Genomic DNA, 5,969 nt, shown 5'->3' on the forward strand with positions numbered 1-5,969 from the left:
AAGAAGCTGAGCCGCAGGACGACGCCGACCCGCAGGACGACGATGAGCCCTCGGTCGATCCCGTGGTGGCGGCGGCAGAACCCGAGGCCGACGCTGAGCCCGAGGCCGACGCTGAGCCCGAGGCTGACGAGGAGGCCGATGCGCAGCCTCCGGCCGACGCTGAGCCCGCCGACGCTGAGCCCGCCGACGCTGAGCCCGCCGACGCTGAGCCCAGCGACGACGGGGGAGCCACGGGACGCGACCGCCTCCTGAACGCGCTGCGTCACCCCAAGAAGTCGCAGGTCGTGGTCGCCGTGCTGCTCTGCGCGCTCGGGTTCGCCTCCGCAATCCAGGTGCGCGACACCTCCGGGGAGCAGTCGTACGAGGGTCTGCGTGAGAGCGAGCTGATCGAGGTGCTCGACGGCCTCACCGGCACCGCCGAGCGGGCCCGCGACGAGATCGAGCGTCTCGAGCAGACCCAGAACCGGCTCAGCTCGGAGAGCTCGGCCAAGCAGGCGGCGCTCGAGGAGGCCCAGCAGCGGGCGCGGACCCTCAACATCATGGCCGGGCTCGTGAAGGTGACGGGCCCCGGCCTGCGGATCACCATCACACCCGGCGCCAACTCGGTGAGTGTCGGCTCCTTGCTGGACGTGGTCCAGGAGCTCCGCACCGCGGGCGCCGAGGCGATCGAGTTCAACGACCAGGTGCGTCTGGTCGCGCAGAGCAACTTCAACAGCAGCAACGGTGTCATCACGCTCGACGGCCAGGAGCTCTCGGCCCCGTACGTCATCGAGGTGATCGGGGACCCGCACGTCCTCAAGACCGGCATCACCTTCGCGGAGGGGCCCATCGAGGTGCTGCAGCTGCGCGACGGCGCGACCGTGAACCTCGAGCAGCTCGACTCCGTCGACATCGAGAGCGTCCACGACCCGGTCAAGGTGGAGCACTCCACTCCCGACAACGACGAGTAGGCTTCGGGCGCGGCTCCGGCACGCGCACCCCCGAACACCTACCCAGGGAGCAAGACGTGTTTCCAGAAGACCTGAAGTACACCGCTGAGCACGAGTGGGTGCGCGTACCCGGTGAGGCCGAGGGCTCGGTCCGGGTCGGCATCACCGACTTCGCCCAGGACGCCCTGGGCGACATCGTGTACGTCTCCCTCCCGCAGGTGGGCGACACCGTCACGGCCGGCGAGTCGTGCGGCGAGCTCGAGTCCACCAAGTCCGTGAGCGACGTGTACGCGCCCCTCGACGGCACCGTCGCCGCGGTGAACGACGCCCTCGACGCCACCCCCGAGCTGGTCAACAGCGACCCGTACGCCGGGGGTTGGCTCTTCGAGCTCGTTCCCGCCGACGCGGGCGCGGTTGAGGGCCTGCTCGACGCGGCCGCCTACCAGGCGGGCCTGGAGTCCTGAGACCGTTCGGCGCGGACCGGCGTGATTCGTTCATCGCTGGTCTGCGCCGACCGGTGGGCTGATAGGTTCGGAACCATCAGGCTCAACTCTCGGGTGAGAGTTGTCGCGACGACCAGGAAGGGGTCCGCCCATGCCGTTCTGCACCGCTTGCGGGAATCAGAACCCGGACGACGCCCGGTTCTGCGCCCAGTGCGGTACCCGACTGCTCTCGGTCGCGGAGCCCTCGCCCGTCGAGACCACCAGCACCATCACGTTCGGTGCTCCCGAGCGGGTGGACACCTCCGACCGGCAGCTCAACCCGGTCGACGCCGCCGCCGTGGACGGCCTGCCCGAGGGCCACGCCCTCCTGGTCGTGCAGCGCGGTCCCAGCGCCGGCAGCCGGTTCCTCCTCGACCAGGACGTGGTGGGGGCCGGTCGCCACCCCGACAGTGAGATCTTCCTCGACGACGTGACCGTCTCCCGCCGTCACGCGGAGTTCCGCCGCGACGGCGCCGCCTTCACCGTGAGCGACACCGGCAGCCTCAACGGGACGTACGTCAACCGCGACCGCATCGACCAGGTGGTCCTCTCCGACGGCGACGAGGTCCAGATCGGCAAGTACCGTCTGGTCTTCTTCTCCGGGCACGAGGACCACTGATCCGTGGTCCCCTCGACGGGCGCGTCGACGGCCCCGGAGCCGTCGCGCGCACTGATGAACATCGGCCAGGTCCTCGACCTGTTGCGCGTCGACCACCCCGGGGTCACCATCCCGAAGATCCGGTTCTGGGAGGCTGAGGGTCTCGTCACGCCCGAGCGCACGCCCGCCGGCTACCGCAAGTTCTCGTCGGCGGACGTCGAGCGGTTGCGGTACGTGCTGCGCATGCAGCGCGACCACTACCTGCCCCTCAAGGTGATCCGCGAGCACCTCGACGCGATGGACCGCGGGCTCGAGCCGCCGCCCATCGACTCGGTCGTGCCGACGGTCCCCAAGGTCTCGCTCGCGGCCGACGGGGTTCCCTCTGCCGACTCGTTCCGCCGGACCAGCGACGTACGCCTCTCGCGACGCGAGCTGGTCAAGATCGCGGGCATCAGCGAGGAGCTCTTCGCCGAGCTCGAGGCGTACGGTCTCGTCTCGCCGCGCCAGGGCACCACGACGTACGACCCCGACGCGCTGCTGGTGGCGCAGACTGCCCACGAGCTGGCCGAGTTCGGCATCGAGCCACGTCACCTGCGCGCGTTCAAGACGGCCGCCGACCGCGAGGTGGGACTCGTCCAGCAGGCCGTCGCGCCGCTGGCCCGCTCCCGTGACGCGGCCGCCCAGGGGAGGGCGGACGACGCCATGGGGGAGATCGCCGCACTCTCGATGCGCCTGCACGCCACGCTCGTCAAGGTGGGACTGCAGCGCTCCTGAGGCTGGTGTGTCGGACCCGGCCCCGGCTCACGCGGTGGGCGGGTCACGCCCTCGGAGTAGGGTGAAGGCGTGCGAGAACTTGACGTGGTGGGTGTACGGGTCGAGATGCCCTCGAACCAGCCGATCGTGCTGCTGCGCGAGAGCTCGGGCGAGCGCTACCTGCCGATCTGGATCGGCGCCGTCGAGGCGACCGCCATCGCGTTCGCCCAGCAGGGCGTCGTGCCGCCCCGCCCGCTGACCCACGACCTGTTCAAGGACGTCCTCGAGGCCACCGGCCAGCAGCTGGACGAGGTGCGGATCGTCGACGTCAAGGACGGCATCTTCTACGCCCAGCTCGTCTTCACCTCCGGCGCCGAGGTCAGCGCCCGACCCTCCGACTCGATCGCGCTGGCCCTGCGCACGGGCACGCGCATCGTGTGCGCCGAGGAGGTGCTGGCCGACGCGGGACTGGCCGTACCGGCCGAGCAGGAGGACGAGGTGGAGAAGTTCCGCGAGTTCCTGGACCACGTCACGCCCGAGGACTTCGAGTCACACTGACTTCACAGGAAACAGTGAGTGTCAAGTTGAGGTTGAGGGTTGTGGCGCCCTGCGTGTCGCATTGACCGACCTGCCCGTCGGACGTACTTTGAACCGTCTCTGTTGTAACTCCACTGTTGTGATTGGGCCGCCGGTGTCGGTGGGCGACGCGACTTCTTCCCCCTTCGGGAGTTACGCTCAACGGAGTAGGACCTGGAGGGTCGCGTGGCAGTGAACGAGAACGAGAAGGACCCAGGGCTCAGAGCCCAGATCGAAGCCGCAGGGCGCGCTGACGAGCAGGGCCTGCTCTTCACCGACGACGTTTCGCCGCTGCCCAGTGACACCGGCTACCGCGGTCCCACCGCGTGCAACGCCGCCGGCATCACCTACCGCCAGCTCGACTATTGGGCCCGTACCGGCCTCGTCGAGCCGAGCGTGCGGGGTGCCGCCGGGTCCGGGTCGCAGCGGCTGTACTCGTTCCGCGACATCTTGCTGCTCAAGGTCGTCAAGCGTCTCCTCGACGCCGGCATCTCGCTCCAGCAGATCCGCAGTGCCGTGGCCCACCTGCGTGAGCGCGGCACCGACGACCTGACGCGCGTGACCTTGATGAGCGACGGCGCCAGCGTGTACGAGTGCACGAGCAACGACGAGGTCATCGACCTGCTCCAGGGCGGGCAGGGCGTCTTCGGCATCGCCATCGGTGGAGTCTGGCGCGAGATCGAGGGCACGCTCGCCGAGCTGCCCAGCGAACGCACCGCCGCGGAGCCGGGTGCTCCGGTGGCCGGTGACGAGCTCGCGGCGCGTCGCGCGCGCCGTACGGCTGGCTGAGGCTCCAGCCACCCACTCTCCTGACAGGCACGCCACCTGGTCCACGACCGGGCGGCGTGCCTGTTCGTGTACCCGGGTGTGTCTAGACTGGTGCCGCTGACGATCCCGCGCGGGAGAGTCTTCGCGTGCGCCGTGGCGTGCGTGGAAGCGCCGAAGGGGCAATTCCTCCCCGGAACCTCTCAGGCACCAGGACCGCGTGGAGCAGGCACCTCTGAAGGGCACCGGCGCGACAGAGGGGGAGGGTCCGACCTTGTCAGGAGCCTCCGTGACCGACCCGTCGCACCACTCGCCGTTCGTCCGCCGCCACATCGGCCCCCGCGAGGACGACGTCGCCCACATGCTCGCGGCCGTGGGCCACGCGTCGCTGGACGCGCTCATGGACGCCGCCCTCCCGGCCGCCATCAGGGCCAAGGGCGTCGACGAGCTCCCGGCTGCGGCGAGCGAGCCGGCGGTGGCCAAGGAGCTGCGGCGGCTCGCGGGGCTGAACCTGCCCGCGGAGTCGATGATCGGCCTCGGCTACCACGGCACCGTGACGCCGCCGGTGGTCCGACGCAACGTGCTCGAGGACCCGAGCTGGTACACGGCCTACACGCCGTACCAGCCGGAGATCTCCCAGGGGCGCCTCGAGGCCCTGCTGAACTTCCAGACGGTCATCGCCGACCTGACTGGGCTCCCGACCGCGAACGCCTCCCTGCTCGACGAGGGGACCGCGGCCGCCGAGGCGATGACCCTGGTCCGACGGGCCAACCGCAAGGCGTCCGGCCCGTTCGTGGTGGACGCCGACGCACTGCCCCAGACGATCGACGTGGTCCGCACCCGCGCCGAGGCCATGGGCATCGACGTGGTCGTGGCGGATCTCGCCGACGGACTGCCAGAGGGCGAGCTCTGCGGCGTCCTGGTGCAGTACCCCGGCGCCGGTGGCCGGGTGCTCGACCCGCGTCCGGTGATCGAGGCGGCGCACGAGCGTGGCGCGCTCGCTGTCGTTGCGGCCGACCTGCTCGGTCTGGTCCTGCTGGAGGCGCCCGGTCTCCTGGGTGCCGACGTCGTCATCGGGTCCTCGCAGCGTTTCGGCGTGCCCCTGTTCTACGGTGGGCCGCACGCGGGGTACATGTCGGTGCGCGACGGCCTGGAGCGCCACCTGCCGGGCCGCCTCGTCGGCGTCTCGCAGGATGCCGAGGGGCGCCCGGCGTACCGTCTGGCCCTGCAGACCCGCGAGCAGCACATCCGTCGTGACAAGGCGACCTCCAACATCTGCACGGCTCAGGTCCTGCTGGCCGTCGTCGCCTCCATGTACGCCGTGTACCACGGCCCTGCGGGTCTGCGGGAGATCGCGCAGCGCACCCACGACTTCGCAGCCCAGATCGCCGCACAGCTGCGGGCGGCCGGGTTCGAGGTGGTCAACGAGACGTTCTTCGACACCCTGACCGTGCGGGTGCCGCAGGGTGCTGCGGACGTCGTCGAGCAGGCACGCCGCCAGGGCCTGCACCTGCGGCTCGTGGACGCCGACCACGTCGGCCTCTCCACCTCGCAGACCACCACCGCCGGCACGGTCCTGGCGCTCCTGCGTGCCTTCGGTGTCGTGATCGACGACGACCTCGCGGCGCCGACGGGCCTTCCCGGGACACTGGCGCGTCGCAGCGACTACCTGACGCACGAGGTGTTCAACACCCACCACTCCGAGACGCAGATGCTGCGCTACCTGCGCAAGCTGTCCGGCCGCGACTACGCGTTGGACCGCGGCATGATCCCGCCGGGCTCGTGCACGATGAAGCTCAACGCGACCACGGAGATGGAGCCGATCAGCCTGCCCGCCTACGCCGACCTGCCCCCCTTCGCGCCGGC

At 70.5% G+C, this 5,969-nt stretch carries 5 protein-coding genes, 2 pseudogenes and 1 riboswitch; all 7 genes and pseudogenes read left to right on the plus strand.

Translation table 11 applies throughout. The features are described from left to right. Window positions 1-950 (plus strand): DUF881 domain-containing protein (locus tag ACI379_RS15780; protein ID WP_439793068.1); only part of this gene is annotated, 950 nt, incomplete at its 5' end. Window positions 951-1,006: 56 nt separating this feature from the next. Then, on the plus strand, window positions 1,007-1,393 hold the full coding sequence (gene gcvH / locus ACI379_RS15785) for a glycine cleavage system protein GcvH (protein WP_439793069.1): 387 nt from the start codon (window positions 1,007-1,009) through the stop codon (window positions 1,391-1,393). A gap of 130 nt (window positions 1,394-1,523) precedes the next feature. Continuing rightward, complete coding sequence (locus tag ACI379_RS15790) at window positions 1,524-2,030, plus strand: FHA domain-containing protein (RefSeq protein WP_439793070.1); 507 nt, start codon at window positions 1,524-1,526, stop codon at window positions 2,028-2,030. A gap of 54 nt (window positions 2,031-2,084) precedes the next feature. Further along, window positions 2,085-2,783 (plus strand): transcriptional regulator FtsR, encoded by a 699-nt coding sequence (gene ftsR / locus ACI379_RS15795; RefSeq protein WP_439793071.1) that lies wholly within the window; start codon window positions 2,085-2,087, stop codon window positions 2,781-2,783. A 105-nt stretch (window positions 2,784-2,888) separates the two neighbouring features. After that, window positions 2,889-3,176, plus strand: a pseudogene (locus ACI379_RS15800) (bifunctional nuclease family protein); the annotation flags it as partial. Between the two features lie 354 nt (window positions 3,177-3,530). After that, window positions 3,531-4,127, plus strand: a complete 597-nt coding sequence (locus ACI379_RS15805) for a MerR family transcriptional regulator (RefSeq protein WP_439793072.1) — start codon at window positions 3,531-3,533, stop codon at window positions 4,125-4,127. A 100-nt stretch (window positions 4,128-4,227) separates the two neighbouring features. Further along, window positions 4,228-4,332: riboswitch (glycine riboswitch) on the plus strand. 132 nt (window positions 4,333-4,464) lie between these two features. Continuing rightward, window positions 4,465-5,969 (plus strand): annotated as a pseudogene (locus tag ACI379_RS15810) (glycine dehydrogenase (aminomethyl-transferring)); the annotation flags it as partial.

This window comes from Nocardioides sp. (genome assembly GCF_051876515.1).
GTDB lineage: Bacteria > Actinomycetota > Actinomycetes > Propionibacteriales > Nocardioidaceae > Nocardioides.

Bases quoted from the DNA above. Each gene is read 5' to 3' on its own strand.
- ACI379_RS15790 (WP_439793070.1), top strand. From the start codon at position 1,524: ATGCCGTTCTGCACCGCTTGCGGGAATCAGAACCCGGACGACGCCCGG.
- ftsR (WP_439793071.1), top strand. From the start codon at position 2,085: ATGAACATCGGCCAGGTCCTCGACCTGTTGCGCGTCGACCACCCCGGG.